Source organism: Albibacterium profundi (assembly GCF_042159835.1).
GTDB classification, from domain to species: Bacteria; Bacteroidota; Bacteroidia; order Sphingobacteriales; family Sphingobacteriaceae; genus Albibacterium; species Albibacterium profundi.
Genome location: NZ_JBBVGT010000002.1, coordinates 1,229,187 through 1,246,509 on the forward strand (window position 1 = coordinate 1,229,187; position 17,323 = coordinate 1,246,509).

Annotated in this window: 16 protein-coding genes; 10 read left to right on the top strand and 6 right to left on the bottom strand. The window is 40.2% G+C overall.

Annotated features, from left to right (window positions below):
- The first annotated feature begins 5 nt into the window (after positions 1-5).
- Both WKR92_RS06860 and pfkA read left to right on the top strand, forming a co-directional pair.
- Positions 6-2,150: a protein-disulfide reductase DsbD family protein gene (locus WKR92_RS06860; protein WP_375557079.1), complete on the top strand. Its 2,145-nt coding sequence runs from the start codon at positions 6-8 to the stop codon at positions 2,148-2,150.
- Positions 2,151-2,212: 62 nt separating this feature from the next.
- On the top strand, positions 2,213-3,190 hold the full coding sequence (gene pfkA / locus WKR92_RS06865; protein ID WP_375557080.1) for a 6-phosphofructokinase: 978 nt from the start codon (positions 2,213-2,215) through the stop codon (positions 3,188-3,190).
- Between the two features lie 13 nt (positions 3,191-3,203).
- Here the strand turns inward: pfkA and WKR92_RS06870 are convergent, their stop codons facing one another.
- The 4 genes from WKR92_RS06870 to porX all read right to left on the bottom strand — a co-directional run bounded on the left by WKR92_RS06870 (position 3,204) and on the right by porX (position 7,479).
- Positions 3,204-4,169 (bottom strand): YihY/virulence factor BrkB family protein, encoded by a 966-nt coding sequence (locus WKR92_RS06870; RefSeq protein WP_375557081.1) that lies wholly within the window; start codon positions 4,167-4,169, stop codon positions 3,204-3,206.
- A 51-nt stretch (positions 4,170-4,220) separates the two neighbouring features.
- The gene (locus WKR92_RS06875) at positions 4,221-5,432 is read right to left on the bottom strand and encodes an alanine dehydrogenase (protein WP_375557082.1); all 1,212 of its coding nucleotides are present in this window, start codon (positions 5,430-5,432) and stop codon (positions 4,221-4,223) included.
- Between the two features lie 72 nt (positions 5,433-5,504).
- Complete coding sequence (gene tsaE, locus WKR92_RS06880; protein ID WP_375557083.1) at positions 5,505-5,924, bottom strand: tRNA (adenosine(37)-N6)-threonylcarbamoyltransferase complex ATPase subunit type 1 TsaE; 420 nt, start codon at positions 5,922-5,924, stop codon at positions 5,505-5,507.
- 1 nt (position 5,925) lies between these two features.
- Positions 5,926-7,479 carry a T9SS response regulator signal transducer PorX gene (porX, locus tag WKR92_RS06885; protein WP_375557084.1) on the bottom strand — a complete coding sequence of 518 codons (1,554 nt, stop codon included), beginning with the start codon at positions 7,477-7,479 and terminating at the stop codon, positions 5,926-5,928.
- Between the two features lie 124 nt (positions 7,480-7,603).
- Between porX and WKR92_RS06890 the strand changes: the two genes are divergently transcribed.
- From WKR92_RS06890 to WKR92_RS06925, 8 genes are all read left to right on the top strand, one after another.
- On the top strand, positions 7,604-8,734 hold the full coding sequence (locus WKR92_RS06890) for an acyltransferase family protein (RefSeq protein WP_375557085.1): 1,131 nt from the start codon (positions 7,604-7,606) through the stop codon (positions 8,732-8,734).
- 37 nt (positions 8,735-8,771) lie between these two features.
- Entirely contained in the window at positions 8,772-10,013 is a 1,242-nt protein-coding gene (locus WKR92_RS06895; RefSeq protein WP_375557086.1) for an HD domain-containing protein, read from the top strand.
- A gap of 59 nt (positions 10,014-10,072) precedes the next feature.
- Positions 10,073-11,101 carry a UDP-3-O-(3-hydroxymyristoyl)glucosamine N-acyltransferase gene (gene lpxD / locus WKR92_RS06900; protein ID WP_375557087.1) on the top strand — a complete coding sequence of 343 codons (1,029 nt, stop codon included), beginning with the start codon at positions 10,073-10,075 and terminating at the stop codon, positions 11,099-11,101.
- A gap of 34 nt (positions 11,102-11,135) precedes the next feature.
- Positions 11,136-12,548 (top strand): bifunctional UDP-3-O-[3-hydroxymyristoyl] N-acetylglucosamine deacetylase/3-hydroxyacyl-ACP dehydratase, encoded by a 1,413-nt coding sequence (locus WKR92_RS06905; RefSeq protein WP_375557088.1) that lies wholly within the window; start codon positions 11,136-11,138, stop codon positions 12,546-12,548.
- Between the two features lie 2 nt (positions 12,549-12,550).
- Entirely contained in the window at positions 12,551-13,348 is a 798-nt protein-coding gene (gene lpxA / locus WKR92_RS06910; RefSeq protein WP_375557089.1) for an acyl-ACP--UDP-N-acetylglucosamine O-acyltransferase, read from the top strand.
- A gap of 4 nt (positions 13,349-13,352) precedes the next feature.
- Positions 13,353-13,970 carry an ABC transporter ATP-binding protein gene (locus WKR92_RS06915; RefSeq protein ID WP_375557090.1) on the top strand — a complete coding sequence of 206 codons (618 nt, stop codon included), beginning with the start codon at positions 13,353-13,355 and terminating at the stop codon, positions 13,968-13,970.
- A 78-nt stretch (positions 13,971-14,048) separates the two neighbouring features.
- Entirely contained in the window at positions 14,049-14,609 is a 561-nt protein-coding gene (gene efp / locus WKR92_RS06920; protein WP_375557091.1) for an elongation factor P, read from the top strand.
- A gap of 65 nt (positions 14,610-14,674) precedes the next feature.
- The gene (locus tag WKR92_RS06925) at positions 14,675-15,265 is read left to right on the top strand and encodes a 5-formyltetrahydrofolate cyclo-ligase (protein WP_375557092.1); all 591 of its coding nucleotides are present in this window, start codon (positions 14,675-14,677) and stop codon (positions 15,263-15,265) included.
- On the opposite strand, the gene WKR92_RS06930 is transcribed toward WKR92_RS06925, so the two are convergent.
- Positions 15,266-15,694, bottom strand: coding sequence for a fumarate hydratase (locus tag WKR92_RS06930; RefSeq protein WP_375557093.1), 429 nt, complete (start codon positions 15,692-15,694; stop codon positions 15,266-15,268).
- Positions 15,695-15,795: 101 nt separating this feature from the next.
- Entirely contained in the window at positions 15,796-17,193 is a 1,398-nt protein-coding gene (gene fumC, locus WKR92_RS06935) for a class II fumarate hydratase (RefSeq protein WP_375557094.1), read from the bottom strand.
- Positions 17,194-17,323: the final 130 nt, after the last annotated feature.

A 17,323-nucleotide genomic window follows, 5' to 3' on the forward strand; every position in this document is an offset into this window, starting at 1 on the left:
TGTTTATGAAGAAGTTTTTAGTATCGCTGGTTTTTAGCTTACTAAGCCTAAGTTCGATTGCACAGATTTATGATCCGGTCGATTGGAAGTTCAGCGTTAGAGATATCGAAGGCAATGAGGCGACTTTGGTAATCACGGCTCATATAGAACCAGGTTGGCATGTTTATTCCCAATTTATTGATGAGGGAGGACCGATCCCGACTAGCTTTAGATTCGATCCTGATGATGGATACGAGCTTAAGGGGACAGTGAGCGAAAGTCCGAAAGCGATCTCGGCTTTTGATCCGAATTTCAATATGCAGATTGCTTGGCATAAAACAAGAGTAGATTTTCGCCAGAAAGTTAAACTTAATGAACCAGTGATGACCATTAATGGTACACTTGAGTTCATGACTTGTAATGATACAAACTGTTTGCCGCCAGAAGAAGTTCCTTTTTCTATTGATATAGATGCTTCTGAATCGTTCGCATCATCGCAGTCTGCTCCCGCTGCTAATAATACCTCCAGCGAAGCCATTGTTGAAAATAAAGAGATTGCCTTGGATGTTGATGAGAAGAAGCAAGATACATTGGAAAGTCAACTTATAGCTGCCAGTCGGGATTCAATTGCCGAAGACACCTTGTTGGCAGCAGCCAACTCACGGGATGTAGTTGCACGGGATATGGAGGCGGAAACTACCAAATCCCAAGGTAATGAAGAAAGAAGTCTATGGGCTATTTTTATTGCTGGTTTAGTGGGGGGATTTGCAGCATTTCTTATGCCTTGTATTTATCCGATGGTACCTTTAACTACTTCCTTTTTTACGAAACAGAGTGGCAGTCGGTCGAAGGGTATTTGGAACGCAATTGTCTACGGTGTATCTATTATTGTGATCTACGTCGCATTGGGGATGGTTATCACATTGATATTCGGCGCCTCCGCTTTAAACCAAGCCGCTAGTAGCGCTTGGTTTAATCTCGCCTTTTTCGTCATTATCGTCATTTTCGCCATTTCATTTCTAGGTGCATTTGAAATTACGCTACCATCTCGTTTTGTCAATAAGATCGATAACCAGTCGAACCGTGGAGGATTGATTGGTATCTTTTTTATGGCATTTACATTGGCTTTGGTGTCATTCTCGTGTACTGGTCCGATAATAGGCTACTTGTTGGTAGAAGCTGTTTCTAAGGGCTCGTTATTAGGTCCTGCTGTTGGTATGTTAGGCTTCTCGGTAGCACTGGCGATACCATTCATCATCTTTGCGTTATTCCCAGCTTTTTTAAAAGAAATGCCGAAATCTGGTGGGTGGCTGAACACAATTAAAGTTTCTTTAGGGTTTCTAGAATTAGCTTTAGCCTTTAAATTCCTTTCAAATGTCGATTTAGCTTATCATTGGGGGATCTTAGATCGAGAGATATTTTTAGCTATCTGGATTGTCATCTTTGCGATTTTTGGGTTTTATCTAATGGGTAAAATTAGATTATCAGAAGCAGATCAAATTAAAATAATTTCTCTTCCCCGACTATTCGTAGCGATGTTGGTATTAACTTTTACGGTCTATATGGTTCCGGGATTATGGGGTGCACCGTTGAAAGGCATTAGTGCGTGGTTGCCTCCACAGCCCACGCAGGATTTTGATCTGAATAAATTAACCTACGGGGGTTTCAGCTCTGTAGAATCGGGCGGAGAATCGGCCGTAGAAAAGAAATATGCAGATATTTTCCATGCTCCGCACGGACTTGAAGCGTTCTACGATTATGAAGAAGGTTTAGCATACGCTAGGAAAGTGGGCAAACCTGCGCTAATTGATTTTACCGGATGGAGTTGTGTAAACTGTAGAAAAATGGAAGCGTCTGTTTGGCCAGAACCCGAGGTGCTTAAAAGATTAAAAGAGGATTATGTGCTTATTTCCCTGTATGTTGATGATCGGACGGAACTCGACGACTATGAAAAATACATTTCGGATTTTAGTGGAAAGAAAATCTCGAGGATTGGTCAAAAATGGAGTGATATGCAAGCTTCGGTATACGGTACGAATTCACAACCCTATTACGTTATCGTAGACCATGACGGCAATAAATTGGTTCCTCCGCAGGCTTTTAACTTGGATGTACAAAATTACGTAGATTTTCTTCAGTCGGGGATCGAAATGTTTAAAAAAAGTAAGTAAAAAATCCGTGTTTATAGTTAAGATTCCTTATTATAGCAGTTATATTAAAACACCAGCAGTACATGAATAAAATTAAAAGTATAGGCATTTTAACTTCGGGAGGTGATTCTCCTGGAATGAATGCTGCCATTCGAGCTGTAGTGAGAACAGCGTTATATTATGATCTAAATGTATATGGGATAACGCGAGGTTATGATGGATTAGTGAAAGGCGATATTGTTGAAATGGGAGCAAAGTCTGTTGCTAATATTATTCAGCGTGGGGGGACTATCCTTAAAACCGCTAGAAGTCAAGAGTTTCTTACCGTGGAAGGAAGAGCGAAGGCTCGCGAACAACTTCGTAAACACAATATAGATGCTTTGGTAGCGATTGGCGGCGATGGGACCTTTACTGGAGCTAAAGTGTTTATGGAAGAGCAGGATATACCGGTTATCGGAATTCCCGGCACAATTGATAATGATTTACAAGGAACTGATTTTACTATTGGTTACGATACGGCAATCAATACAGTTGTGGATGCAGTTGATAAAATACGTGATACAGCTGAATCACATGACCGCGTATTTATCGTCGAAGTAATGGGTCGAGATTCTGGTTTAATTGCATTGCGTAGCGGCATAGGAATAGGAGCTGAGGCGATCTTGATTCCGGAGGCTAAAATAGATTTTACCGATGTGCTCAACCGGATGGATAGCATACGTAAAAATAAGTCTTCAAGGATTATTATTGTTGCTGAAGGGGAGAATGAAGGAGGAGCATTTGAAACTGCAGAAAAGGTAAAAGGTCGTTTTCCGCACTATGATGTTAGGGTTTCCATTTTGGGACATATTCAGCGTGGAGGCAAACCTTCTTGTATGGATAGAGTGCTAGCGAGCCGCTTAGGTGTCGCCGCGGTAGAAGGATTGATTGCTGGCAAATCTGGTGAAATGGCGGGGATTATATGTGGCGATATTGCGTTCACACCCTTTGATAATGCCATTAAGCATATTCATACCGTGAACCCCAATTTATTGAAAATCGCTGACATTCTTTCTTTATAGTGGCTCTACCTGATTAGGTTTTACTCCTCTTCTCTCGATCTTGAAAAGTTGGGTGGGAACTATTCTCGTCCTCTTCAATTTCTTGTTGAACTACCCTTACTGCAAATTTGGAAGGATGTATTTCGCCACACTTTCGTTTGGTGTAAACCTTGGTAAACTCAGCACCGAAATAGAGGATAGCTGCGGTGTAGTAAACCCACAATAGGATAATAATAATAGCGCCTGCCGCCCCGTAGGCACTTTCTGGTGCGGTATATTGCATGTATAGGCTAATTAAAAATTTCCCGCCGATAAAAAGTAACGCAGTAAAGATAGCGCCACTCCTTACATATTTCCATTTTACCTGGGCGTCGGGTAGAAATTTAAAGATGATCGCAAATAAGGACGAAATCACGAGAAAGGTTATTCCGAAATTTACTAAGTTGAACAAGGGACCCATGATGTCTGGTAATATCTTGATTAGATAATCACTTAATATTTCAATAATCGTACTAACTAATAACGATACGATTAATAGGAACCCCAAGCCGATAATCATAGAAAATGAAAGGACGCGGTCGAGCAACATTTTCCTCCATCCTTTCTTGGGTTTGGCTTTGACTCCCCAAATAGCATTTATCGAATCTTGGATTTCGATGAAGACGGTTGTTGAGCCAACAATCAGTGTTCCAACTCCAATTATAATCGCCATTCCTGATTTTTCAGATAGGCTGATCTGTTTAATAATGTCTTGAATTTGGGCAGCGGCTTTGGCTCCAACAAGCTCATTTATTTCCGAGAAAATCTGGCCGTTAGTGGCATCTTCGCCATAGAAAAACCCGACAGTCCACATGAGAATGAGTATAACCGGTGCCAAAGAAAAAATAGTGTAGTAGGCTAAAGATGCACTTTTTTTCATCACCTTGTCGTCTGAAAAACCTGAAAATGTTTCTTTAAGGAGTGAAAAAATACTTGTGAAGAATTGCTTATTTAACGCCATATACTAACTCAGTTTTAAAGGATAAACGGTGAGATCGTAATTTGGTTTGTATTATCTTTGGGAGAAAGCAATCAATTCAAGGTCTTTCGGGCTCATATTAAATCTTTCTCCAATGTCTTTATTCGTTAGTGAACCTTGATATAAATACACAGCATTACGTATACCCGGCCGATTCCAAATGAGATTCATCATGCTGCCTCGTTCGCCTATCTCTAAAAGAATAGGAGTGAAAATATTGGTTAATGCATAGGTTGCAGTACGTGCTACTCGAGATGCAATGTTGGGAACACAATAATGGATGACGTCATGTTTCCGGAATGTAGGTTTTAAATGATTTGTGATCTGTGATGTTTCGAAACAACCGCCCTGATCAATGCTTACGTCGATCAATACAGAGTTAGGTTTCATTTTTTCAACTGTGGCCTCATCAATAATGCAAGGACAACGCCCATTATTGGAGCGTACTGCCCCGATGACAACATCTGAGTTAAGCACTGCTTTGCGTAGGACTATCGGTTGAATAACGGATGTAAATACTAAGCTGCCAATATTGGTTTGCAGTCGACGCAGCCTGTAAATGGAACTGTCGAAAACTTTAACTTGTGCGCCCAAAGAAAGGGCTGTTCTTGCTGCATACTCAGCAACTGTGCCCGCGCCGAGGATAACTATTTCTGTTGGCGGAACACCGGTAATGCCTCCCAACATCAGGCCCTTTCCTTCGAAAACATTGCTAAGATATTCAGCAGCAATTAGAACAGACGTTGCACCGACAATCTCGCTCATGGCACGTACCACAGTTAGGATGTTCCCCTCGTCCCGTAGATACTCATAGCTAATGGCCGTAATCTTTTTCCTCATCATAGCTTGGAGATGGTTTAGGCTTAGGAGGGAAGGTTGTTGTGATGAAAAAAGAACCTGCCCGTTTTTCATCAAATCGATCTCTTCCATCGTTGGAGGCGCGATTTTCACGATGAAGTCTGCTTTGTATACACTCGCTTTATCAGGTACAATTTCAGCTCCTTGTTCGCTGTAATGGTGATCAAGAAAGTTTGCTGATTTCCCTGCACCACTCTCCATCACTACTCGATGTCCATTTTCTACTAGAAGTGCGACTGATAGTGGAGTAAGAGCAATCCTCTTTTCCTGAAACGAGACTTCTTTTGGAATTCCGATAAATAACTCATTTTTTTTCCTGCCCGTTTCCTGCAACATTTCTTGTGGTTGCCTCAATGCCTGTTTAGCTAATTTGGAAAACTCATTCATACATGAAATTATTCATAAACGGGGATTAAGATACGAAAAAGAAACCGTAAATATTTTAAAACGAACGCAGAACTAATCTAATAACTTGATTATACGAGTTTCAGAGCCAGTTACTTCTATCTTAACAGAAAGTGCGTCATCGGGGATGAGATTGGATATTTTCTGTGGCCATTCGATGAAACAATAATGGCCGGAATAGAAATATTCCTCATATCCTAAATCATAAGCTTCTTTCTCATCTTTTATCCGGTAAAAATCGAAATGATAGACAGGCCCATCAATCCCGCGGTATTCATTTACGATTGAGAATGTTGGACTACTTACATTTTCTTGTACTCCAAGATACCGACAGAGAGCTTTAATGAATGTCGTTTTTCCTGCACCCATCACAGCATCAAATAAGAAAATTCGACTTTTGCTATTGACGGTCTCAAGAATTTTCTGGGCAGCGTGATGCAGGTCCTCTGGATTATTAACAACTATTTCTTTCAATTTACTTCGAACTATATGTTATATATGGAATGATAACCTCCTCCATTGAAATGCCTCCGTGTTGGAATGTCTCATTATAATAATTGACAAATTGATTATAGTTATTTGGATAGACAAAATAGGTGTCTTCTTTAGCGAAAATAAAACTGGAGCTAACGTGGAGCTTAGGAAGCATCGCATCATGTGGGTTTTTAATATGGAACACGTCCTTTGCGATATAATTGAGGTTCTTGCCTTGTTTGTATCTCAGGTTTGTGTTCGTATTTCTGTCGCCGATTACTTTACTCGCATGTTTCACTCGTATTGTTCCGTGGTCGGTTGTGACTACAACTCTGACATTTTTTTGCGATAATTTTTTGATGGCCTCTAGCAAAGGCGAGTGTTCGAACCAAGATAGCGTCAAAGAACGATAGGCAGACTCGTCGTTTGCAAGCTCACGGATCATGGCCATATCAGTCCGAGCATGGGATAGCATATCAACAAAGTTATAAACTAACACATTGAGGTCATTATCCATTAGGTTGTATATGTTATCGGCTATTTCACGACCCTGTTCTAAAGTAAGGATCTTATTGTATGAAAATTTGCTGCTTTTCCGTAATAGTCGCTTAATTTGGTCGGCTATGAAATCTTCCTCATGCAGGTTTTTTCCGCCTTCATCTTCATCGTTCTGCCACATATCTGGATATCGTTTTTCCATATCCAATGGCATTAATCCACTAAATATAGCATTTCGAGCATATTGGGTAGCAGTAGGAAGGATACTATAATAATGGTCTTCATCATCCAAACGGAAGTAATTGCTGATGATATTATTGATAATACGCCATTGGTCATAGCGTAAGTTATCGATTAAGAAGAAGAACGTCGGTTTATCGGTTTCTAATGATGGGAATAATTTTTTAGAAAAAAGTTGATGAGACATAACCGGTCCATCCTCAGGTGACTTTATCCAGTCGAGATAGTTGTTTTCGATAAACTTTGAAAACTGGGCATTCGCTTCTGCCTTTTGTAAGGTTAATACTTCGTGCATACCTGCATCTTCCAGTTTCTCTAATGATAGTTCCCAGTAAACTAACTTTTTATAGACCTCTGCCCACTGTTCGTGATTCAAGCGGTCGTTGAGGGTCATACCCAGTATTCTGAAATCCTGCTGGTATGCTGTAGACGTTTTTTCGCTTACCAAGCGTTTATTTTCAGTAAGCTTTTTGATTGTTAAGAGTATCTGCTTGGGATTAACGGGCTTTATTAAATAATCATCTATTTTTGATCCAATAGCATCTTCCATCAAGTGTTCTTCCTCGTTTTTTGTGACTAGAACCATCGGTACCGCCGGGTTGATACTTTTCAATTCAGCGAGCGTTTCAAGTCCGGTTAATCCCGGCATATTTTCGTCTAGAAAGACTAAATCAAAGTACGCATTTTTGAAGGCATCGACCGCATCTCTTCCATTTGTAACCGTTTTAACAAAGTATCCTTTTTCGTTTAAAAGAAAGATATGGGGTTTTAATAAATCTATTTCGTCATCTGCCCACAATATGTTGGTTTCTTGCATTGTCTTATTTTTATTTGTAAGTTCACGAACTTAAGGGAATGTTAGCTGATCTCGCTTATTTTTAACAAAGATTAACAAAATATTTCCGTCTACCGTAAATAAAAATAGGTATTTACTCAACCTTATGCAAACGAAAGCTAAACGTCTCTTGTCTCTCGATGTTTTTCGAGGTGCGACTGTTGCTGCAATGATATTAGTGAACAACCCCGGCAGTTGGGGAAATATTTACGCAACCTTGAAGCATGCGGAGTGGAACGGATGTACGCCGACAGATTTAATTTTTCCATTTTTTCTTTTTATTGTAGGTGTCTCAATAGCCTATGCATATGGTACTAAGAAGATGGATAAACCCCTACACCCGGCGTTGTTATTAAAAGCCGGTAAACGGACGCTTATCTTGTTTGGTTTGGGGCTGATGCTGTCTTTATTCCCACGGGTTTTCGTTGATCCGATCGGGGCTTTTGAAGTTGTGCGTATACCTGGCGTTTTACAAAGAATTGCCGTCGTCTTTTTTATTTCCGCATTTCTTTTTCTTAAGCTACCACCCAAGAAAATCTTATTTGTTGGCGTGGCCCTATTGGTAATTTACTGGATTATTATGACGTTTATTCCTGTACCCGGTATCGGTCCTGCGAATCTTGGTAAAGAAACCAATATGGGTGCATGGCTTGATCGGACACTCTTAACAGAGGCACACTTGTGGAAGTCCGTGAAAACATGGGATCCAGAAGGTATTTTAAGTACAGTTCCTGCAATTTCTACGTGTTTATTTGGAATTTTGGTGGGCGTTTATTTAAAGAGAACTGATGTTGACCACCCCACAAAGGTTGCTTGGCTATGTTTTTATGGGTTCCTTACATTTATCATAGGGATGGCATGGGCATTGCAATTCCCCTTGAATAAATCATTGTGGACGAGCTCGTTTGTTTTGTATACTGGAGGGTTGGCCACGCTGGTTTTAGCTTTGACGTATTGGATTATCGATTATAAGGGTTATAGACGATTTACTAAACCATTTGTTATATTCGGTATGAATGCCATTACGGTTTTCTTTTTATCGGGGATTATGGCGCGATGTCTAGGTTTGATAAAAGTATCGGAAGACCTCAGTTTAAAGGCGTGGATATATAATACATTCATGACTCCTTATTTTTCGCCGACGAATGCATCTTTGGTATATGCTCTTTTCTTTGTTTCAATTTGGGGAATCATCGCGTTGATTATGTTTAACAGAAAGATCTTCATAAAAGTTTAATCCTAAAACAGCACTTTTGTATCAAGCATTTTAAAAATTGAAGAAGAAAAAAATCATCAACGATCCGGTTTACGGCTTCATATCTCTACCTAGTGGTCTGATTTATGAGCTAATAGAGCATCCTTATTTTCAGCGTTTACGGAACATTAAGCAGGTTAGTCTAACTCATATGGTCTACCCAGGAGCGCTGCATACCCGTTTTCAACATGCTTTGGGCGCAGTACACCTGATGGGTCTTGCTATTGAAACATTAAGAGGTAAGAATGTTGAAATTAGCGGTGAAGAAGAGGAGGCCGTTACAGCGGCGATTCTGTTGCATGATATTGGGCACGGGCCGTTTTCTCATTCCTTAGAGCACTCGATTGTAGAAGGCGTATCGCATGAGTACATTTCAGGTCGTATCATGGATGACTTGAATAAAAGCTTCAATGGGCGACTCGATTTGGCGATTGCAATCTTTCGGAATGCGTATTCAAAAACGTTTCTTCATCAATTGGTGTCAAGCCAACTTGATACTGACCGAATGGATTACCTGATTCGTGATAGCTTTTATACAGGTGTTACGGAGGGTGTGATCAGCTTTAATCGCATTATAAAAATGCTGACTGTTGCCAATAATGAATTGGTTGTAGAAGAGAAGGGTATTTATTCGATTGAGAAATTTTTGATTGCACGTAGGCTTATGTACTGGCAGGTGTATCTGCACAAAACGGTTGTGAGCGCCGAGCACATGTTGATTAAAATCTTGCATCGTGCAAAGCAATTAGGCTTAGCGGGCGAGACATTATTTGCAACGCCTCCTTTGCAACACTTTTTAAATACGCGGGTTACCAAAGAGTCCTTCGAAGTAGACCCCTTGCATTTGGAAACCTTTCTGAAGTTAGATGACGTTGATATTCTAGCTAGTATGAAGGTTTGGAGTTCTCATCAGGATAAAACATTATCTCTATTGTGTAGACAATTATTGAGTAGGCGTCTTAACCGAGTAGAAATTATGAATAACCGGCCAGACAAGGATTATCTAATGCGGATAAAAGATGCGGCCATGAGTTACTATTCGCTATCCGATGATGAAGTGGATTACTTTGTTTATTACAATATTATATCGAATAGCGCCTATGATATTGGGAACGAAAGCATTAAAATTCTAATGAAAGATGGGGCACTAAAGGATATAACAGAGGCTTCGGATTTATCGAACTTGGAGGTTCTATCTCAAAAAGTAGAAAAATATATTGTTTCCTTTCCAAAGGAACTTCATTCAAAAGCTTTAATTTAGCGTCTTGATTATTTGATTTTAATTGTTTGTTCATAAATTAATAACATTTAGATTTGCAGATGCAATTTACCGCACAACAAATTAGCGATATCGTTAACGGAACTGTTGAAGGAGATGTAGGCCGAACGGTTTCAGAGATGTCGAAAATCGAAGAAGGGCAAGCTGGGAGCATATCCTTTTTGGCGAACCCTAAGTATGAAAATTATTTATATACGACAAACGCATCTATTGTAATCATAAATGAAGACCTCATACTGAAGCAAGCGGTTAAACCTACTCTTATCCGAGTTAAGAATGCATATACTGCCTTCTCAATCTTGTTAGATGCATATAACCAGCTAAGAGCAGATAAGAGTGGGATTGAAGAGCCTTCGTTTATTCACCCCACAGCTACCATCGGAAAAAATGTATACATAGGAGCCTTTGCTTACATCGGTCCTAATGTTCGTATTGGTGATCACACAAAAATTTATCCGAATAGCTATATAGGGGACTCTGTGGAGATAGGCTCCTTTTGTACGATTTACGCAGGGGTGAAAATCTATTTCGACAGTATTATTGGTGAACGGGTTATCATTCATGCCGGTGCGGTCATTGGAAGCGATGGTTTCGGATTTGCCCCCCAGGATGATAGATCGTATAAAAAGATTAGCCAAATCGGGAACGTGCTTATAGGAGATGACGTCGAGATCGGAGCTAACACAACTATCGATCGTGCTACATTAGGGTCGACGAAAATCAATAATGGAGTGAAGTTGGATAATTTGATTCAGTTGGCTCATAATGTTGAAGTTGGGAAGAATACTGTGGTTGCGGCACAAACTGGAATTTCCGGTAGTACCAAAGTTGGAGAAAATGTAGTTTTAGGTGGACAAGTCGGAGTTGCCGGCCACATTACTGTGGCAAATGATTCACAAGTACAGGCGCAATCTGGAATCAACCGATCTATTACCGAAGTCGGAAAAAAATGGGCTGGTACTCCAGCTATTAAATATACCTCTCAAATGCGAATACAGGTTACGTTGCAGAAGCTGCCTGGGCTTGAGAAGCGGATAGAGCAATTGGAAAACTTAATAAATAAAAGTTAACTTTAATCTAGAATCGAAAGCGAAGTTTGAAAGAATGAATGCTAAACAGAGAACTATTAGAAATGAAGTGAAGATCTCAGGCGTAGGATTACACACCGGAAAGCCTGCTTCTTTAACATTTAAAGCCGCTCCGGAGAACCACGGATATAAATTCAAAAGGGTTGATTTAGAAGGAACTCCTATTATTGACGCCGATGTTGATAATGTTAGCGATACTTCAAGGGGGACTACTATTTCACAGAACGGTGCTAGTGTTAGTACAATAGAGCATTTATTGGCTGCATTGGTTGGTATGGAAATCGATAATGTATTAATCGAGATCGATGGGCCTGAGGTTCCTATAATGGATGGAAGCTCATCTTTCTTTGCCGACGCCATTGAAGAAGCGGGCTATGTTACGCAAAATGTAGATCGTGAGTACTATGTAATCCCACACAATATGCACTATTCGGAGCCGGACCGGAAAGTGGAAATGGTAGCGATGCCTCTTGATGATGGTTATCGATTGACTTGTATGATTGACTACAATTCTCCGGTATTGGGCAGCCAGCACGCATCTATATCAAATATTGACGAGTTCAAGACGGAGATCGCTTCATCTCGGACTTTCTGCTTCCTTCATGAATTAGAAGCTCTCGTAGAGCATAATCTTATTAAAGGAGGAGATCTTAATAACGCTATTGTTATTGTTGATAAACAGGTTAATGAGGACGAACTTACAGAGCTTGCTAAACTGTTCAACCGTAAAGATATCAAAGTTGCTAAAGAAGGAATTTTAAATAATATAGAGTTAAGGCACCAGAATGAACCAGCTAGGCATAAGCTCCTAGATATGGTGGGTGATCTTGCTCTGATTGGAATGCCAATAAAAGGGCATATTATGGCGGCAAGACCTGGTCACGCCGCAAATGTTGCATTCGCTAAGAAAATTAAAGCTGCCATTAAAAAGGAAAGAAATAAAAAACGGGTTCCGACATATGACCCATCCGCGAAACCATTGTATGACGTGGTTCAAATTATGGATATTTTGCCACATCGGCCACCGTTCTTGTTTATTGATAAAATAATGGAGCTGTCTAAAACTCACGTAGTCGGAGTGAAAAATGTGACAATGAATGAAAGTTTCTTTCAGGGACATTTTCCGGGAGCACCTGTTTTCCCAGGTGTAATTCAGGTCGAAGCGATGGCACAAACGGGTGGGATTTTAGTATTAAGTACGGTGCCGGATCCTAGGAATTACTTAACTTTGTTCTTAAAAATCGATAACGTAAGGTTCCGTGCGCAAGTTTCTCCTGGAGATACTGTTGTCTTTCGTTGTGATCTGATGGAACCTATTCGAAGAGGTATTGCACAAATGAAAGGTGTTGGGACTGTCGGTGAGAAGGTAGTTGTAGAAGCCGAGATGATGGCTCAAATAGTTAGAGTAAAAGACAGCGAAACTACGTAAATATGATTCAACCATTAGCTTATATTCATCCTGAAGCAAAAATCGCTAATAATGTAGTTATTGAGCCTTTTGTTACGATTCACAAAAACGTTGAAATCGGCCAAGGTACTTGGATTGGTTCCAATGTTACTATTATGGAAGGCGCTAGGATCGGTAAGGGGTGTAAGATTTTCCCCGGTGCTGTTATTTCGGGAATACCACAAGATTTGAAATTTGACGGTGAAGAGACTACTGCTGAGATTGGTGACAATACAACGATCCGGGAGTGCGTAACCATTAACAGGGGTACAAAAGATAGATGGAAAACCGTTGTCGGCAAAAACTGTCTGATTCAAGCCTACAGTCATATTGCACATGATTGTGTTGTTGGTGATAATTGTATCTTTTCAAATAGCAGTACATTGGCTGGACACATAACGGTAGGAGATTATGTGGTTTTGGCAGGAATGGTGGCTGTACACCAATTTTGTAGCATTGGCTCTCATGCTTTTATTGCCGGAGGCACGTTAGTACGTAAAGATGTTCCGCCATTTGTGAAGGCTGCAAGAGAACCTATTGCCTATGTTGGCATCAACTCAGTGGGACTCCGTAGAAGAGGCTTTTCATCAGAGATGATTAATGAAATCCAAGATATCTACAGAACATTGTTCGTGAAAAACAATAATTTGTCAAAAGCGCTAGGGATTATCGAGACCGAATATAAACCAACGGAAATACGAGATGAAATTATAGATTTTATCAGAAATTCTAACCGTGGTGTAATGAAGGGCTTTGGACAAGGCAAATTAGGGGTCATGTAGATAAATGGACATTATACTTGAAAATGTCGGTAGACGATTTAATCAAGAATGGATCTTTAGGAAGATTAACTGCCATTTCATTCAAGGAGAATCTTATGCGATTCTGGGTCCTAATGGCTCTGGGAAGTCAACTCTATTGCAAATTTTATCGGGCAGTCTAAGCGTATCGGAAGGCAAGATTAACTATTTATCTAACTCTAGGCCTGTCGACATCGAGTCTGTGTTTGGTTATCTCTCAATCGCTACACCTTACCTTGAGCTGATAGAGGAATTCACATTGAGTGAGTTAATCACATTTCATTTTCGGTTCAAAAACATCCTTGAAGGGTGGGACGTTCAGCGAATGGTCGACTTTCTCGGGCTAGTACGATCAAAGAATAAAGAAATTCGATATTTCTCTTCCGGAATGAAACAGCGTGTCAAGTTACTGTTAGCTTGTTGCACAAACAGTCCGGTTTTATTGCTTGACGAACCGACCACTAATCTTGATCGAGAAGGCGTTGATTGGTACCTTCATTTAATAGAGAAGTTTTCACAAAATCGTTTGCTTGTTGTCTGCTCAAATCAACCGGAAGAATATACTTTTTGTAATAATCACTTATTGATTGATAGTTATAAATAAACTTGTCGGCAGGCCTGTTTATTGATGAAAAAACTATCTTTGTATAAATGATCAATGTTAAATTAAATTAAAGGAAAAATGGCAAAAGCATCTGATGTAAGGACGGGAAATGTTTTACGGTTTAACGGCGAGTTGGTTACAGTAGAAGAGTTTATTCATCGAACGCCTGGTAACCTCCGTGCATTCTATCAGGCCAAAATGAGGAATGTAAGAACCGGTAAGTTGGTTGAATACCGTTTTAGAACGGACGAGGAAGTAGAAATTGCAAGAGTAGAAACCAGCGATTATCAATACTTATATGACGAGGGTGATTTTTTCGTGGTGATGGATAACAATACATTCGATCAGTATAATATACCAAAGCATTTATTTGGTGATTCTGCCAAGTTTTTGAAAGAAGGTATGAATGTAATCGTAGCTTTTGAAAGCGAAGAGCCCATCATAGCCAGCATACCTGCTAACATAGAACTTGAGATTACCTATACCGAACCAGCGGTTAAAGGAGACACATCAACCGGTGCGATGAAAAATGCAACTGTTGAAACGGGAGTTGAGATTAAAGTCCCATTGTTTATAAACCAGGGCGACCGGGTTAAAGTGGATACGCGTACCGGAAGCTATGTTGAAAGAGTAAAATAGTTCACTTTTATAGATTCAAAGAGGATTCCTGCTATTGTTGGGTCCTCTTTGTTGTTTTGTGTAAAATGGAAGGTACTAAAAAGGAATTACGAGCCTTTTTTAAGGAAAGACGATCTAAGTTAACTGGTTCGGAGGTCGACCTATTCAATGATGGACTGCTTACTCAATTTCAGCAATTTGATTGGCGAGGACTGGAATATGTGCATACGTTCCTTCCTATCAAAAAGCAAATTGAGCCCGATACTTATCGCTTGATAGATTGGCTCCGGAAAGCTTTTCCAGAACTCAAGCTCGTTATCTCAAAATCGGATTTGAAGACAAATTTAATGGAACACTTTGTCTGGGAAGATGATCTTGCTTTTGAAGTAAACCTCTGGGGAATTGAAGAACCTATCGAAGGCAAATCGATTGTTCCTCAGCAGCTTGACGCCGTTATTGTTCCCTTGCTCGCCTTTGACCAAACGGGGCATCGCGTTGGTTTTGGGAAAGGCTTTTACGACCGGTTTCTGGCTGCATGTAGACCTGATTGTCTAATCATTGGCCTTTCCTTTTTTGCTCCCATAGCAAAAATTAAAGATATAAATCCCTTTGATATTAAGTTAGATTTTTGTCTAACACCAGAGCGAATACACAAATTCGAAAACAATCGGACCTAGCTAATACACCTCTTGCGGAACACAGGTCGTTGTTTTTGTCTTATGCAGTCGAAAAGGATTATGACTGAATCGGTTTTCTAGCGACAGGGAGTCCTTTGTCTGTTTTATGATCTTAAAACGAGGGAGGTATTGGCCGATGTGATGGCAACCGCTGAGCTTTTGGCGCCAATTCTCATGTGTGTACGTAGCTTGGATAAATAAGCTATCGTCGCGGACTTCATAGACTCCACGTGCATATTCAACCCACTCACCATTGCCATAGCAAGAGTCGACATCCATTTTTGCTTTCGAGTACGTTTTGATTTTAACGAATACCGAGTCGCAATTAAAACGGAAATCGATCTCTTCATATCGAAGAAGCTGATCTTGGTTAGGTATCGAATCAGTGGTCCAATTGCCCTGAAGAAAAACTGCTCCTTCTCCTTGCATATCTGAATTGCGCCTACACGAACTGATAGCAATAATCAGCATACAAGAAAAAATAATTCCGTATGCTGATTTAAATGATCTTATTGAGCTGATTCCCATCTTTATTTTAAACCACCGATCATGTCTTCGGGGCGAACCCATTCGTCAAACTGTTCATTTGTTAATAAACCTAAGGACAAAGCAGCGTCACGCAACGAAGTGTTCTCTTTATGCGCTTTTTTTGCAATTTTTGCCGCATTTTCATAGCCGATATGAGGGTTTAAAGCCGTAACTAACATAAGTGAGTTGTCGAGATGTTTTTTAATACCATCATAGTTTGGCTCAATCCCTGAAGCGCAAAGTTCAGTAAATGAAACGCAGGCTTCTCCTATCAAACGAGCACTTTCTAAGAAATTCGACGCCATCATGGGTTTAAAAACATTTAACTCGTAATGGCCATTTGAGCCACCAACAGAAATCGCCACATCATTCCCTATTACTTGAGCAGCAACCATAGTTAATGCTTCACATTGTGTTGGGTTCACTTTACCTGGCATAATCGAAGATCCCGGCTCATTTTCAGGGATGATGATTTCACCAATCCCGGAACGCGGACCAGAAGCTAATAAGCGAATATCATTAGCTATTTTCATCAAAGAAACAGCCAGTTGCTTTAGAGCACCGTGGCTTTCTACGATCGCATCATGTGCTGCTAAGGCTTCGAACTTATTTTCAGCGGTAACAAAAGGTAGTCCTGTGAAATCAGCGATATATTTAGCAACATTAACGGCATAACCTTTTGGCGTATTGATTCCCGTCCCTACAGCAGTGCCTCCCAAAGCGAGTTGTGATAAATGATCCAGAGTATTTTTTAGAGCTTTTAAACCGAAGTTTAACTGAGCTGTATAACCGGAAAACTCTTGTCCTAAAGTCAGCGGCGTAGCGTCCATAAGATGTGTTCTTCCGATTTTTACAACATCCTTGAAAGCTTCGGACTTTGCTTGTAATGAATCGCGAAGCTTTTCGACTCCTGGAATAGTTGTCTCGACAATCATTTTATAAGCAGCAATATGCATCGCTGTAGGGAACGTGTCGTTTGAGGATTGTGATTTGTTAACATCATCATTAGGGTGGATAAAAGGGCTGCCTTTCCCCAGTTCATTTCCTTGGATTACATGGGCACGGTTGGAAACCACCTCATTCACATTCATATTTGACTGTGTGCCCGAGCCAGTTTGCCAAATTACAAGTGGAAACTGGTCATCTAATTTGCCATTGAGGATTTCGTCGCACACTTGCGCTATTAAATCACGCTTTTCATCAGGTAAAACCTTCGCATCAGCATTCGTAAATGCAGCTGCTTTCTTCAGGTATGCGAAAGCGTTTATTATTTCTTTCGGCATGGATGAAGGCGCGCCTATTTTAAAATTGTTTCTAGACCGTTCTGTCTGGGCTCCCCAGTATTTATCAGCAGGTACCTGGACTTCACCCATGGTATCATGCTCAATTCTGTATGACATAGTATTAAGATTTATTTAAGCAAAGTTAACAATAGTAAACGTTTAGGAGGAATGGACCACATTTTAAATTGTATTTAAAATGATATAAACTCGTGTATTTAAAAATATTTACGCATTTTCGTTATTTCAA

Bases quoted from the DNA above. Each gene is read 5' to 3' on its own strand.
- lpxA (WP_375557089.1), top strand. From the start codon at position 12,551: ATGATTCAACCATTAGCTTATATTCATCCTGAAGCAAAAATCGCTAAT.
- WKR92_RS06875 (WP_375557082.1), bottom strand. From the start codon at position 5,432: ATGAATGAGTTTTCCAAATTAGCTAAACAGGCATTGAGGCAACCACAA.
- WKR92_RS06890 (WP_375557085.1), top strand. From the start codon at position 7,604: ATGCAAACGAAAGCTAAACGTCTCTTGTCTCTCGATGTTTTTCGAGGT.
- WKR92_RS06930 (WP_375557093.1), bottom strand. From the start codon at position 15,694: ATGCAAGGAGAAGGAGCAGTTTTTCTTCAGGGCAATTGGACCACTGAT.
- WKR92_RS06905 (WP_375557088.1), top strand. From the start codon at position 11,136: ATGAATGCTAAACAGAGAACTATTAGAAATGAAGTGAAGATCTCAGGC.
- WKR92_RS06925 (WP_375557092.1), top strand. From the start codon at position 14,675: ATGGAAGGTACTAAAAAGGAATTACGAGCCTTTTTTAAGGAAAGACGA.
- lpxD (WP_375557087.1), top strand. From the start codon at position 10,073: ATGCAATTTACCGCACAACAAATTAGCGATATCGTTAACGGAACTGTT.
- efp (WP_375557091.1), top strand. From the start codon at position 14,049: ATGGCAAAAGCATCTGATGTAAGGACGGGAAATGTTTTACGGTTTAAC.
- fumC (WP_375557094.1), bottom strand. From the start codon at position 17,193: ATGTCATACAGAATTGAGCATGATACCATGGGTGAAGTCCAGGTACCT.
- porX (WP_375557084.1), bottom strand. From the start codon at position 7,479: ATGCAAGAAACCAACATATTGTGGGCAGATGACGAAATAGATTTATTA.
- WKR92_RS06860 (WP_375557079.1), top strand. From the start codon at position 6: ATGAAGAAGTTTTTAGTATCGCTGGTTTTTAGCTTACTAAGCCTAAGT.
- WKR92_RS06870 (WP_375557081.1), bottom strand. From the start codon at position 4,169: ATGGCGTTAAATAAGCAATTCTTCACAAGTATTTTTTCACTCCTTAAA.
- WKR92_RS06915 (WP_375557090.1), top strand. From the start codon at position 13,353: ATGGACATTATACTTGAAAATGTCGGTAGACGATTTAATCAAGAATGG.
- pfkA (WP_375557080.1), top strand. From the start codon at position 2,213: ATGAATAAAATTAAAAGTATAGGCATTTTAACTTCGGGAGGTGATTCT.